1 protein-coding gene is annotated in these 221 nt (G+C 32.1%); it reads left to right on the top strand.

Translation table 11 applies throughout. From position 1 onward, the window contains the following. Positions 1 to 213 (top strand): hypothetical protein (locus HC026_RS12675; RefSeq protein ID WP_013130269.1); only part of this gene is annotated, 213 nt, incomplete at its 5' end. Positions 214 to 221 lie beyond the last annotated feature (8 nt).

Below are 221 nucleotides of genomic sequence, written 5' to 3'. Positions count from 1 at the left end.
ATGAGTATGGGATTATTTGAAGATTATTACGATGAGCATGACTTAGATAAAAATAGTGAATACAGCCATATGAGTAAAAAAGAGTTAGTGATTGAAGCTGAATATTTACATAATTCTTTGTGGAATATTTTGAAATATGTTGATAACGGCGGTACAGATATGGATGTTGTTAAAGCGGAAGTCTATGACGGCATATACGAAAGTCGGATATAAACATTGCA

Source organism: Secundilactobacillus angelensis (assembly GCF_012641075.1).
Classification (GTDB): Bacteria; Bacillota; Bacilli; order Lactobacillales; family Lactobacillaceae; genus Secundilactobacillus; species Secundilactobacillus angelensis.
Note: the sequence above shows the minus strand (reverse complement) of the source record. Positions and strands in the feature narration are given on the sequence as shown.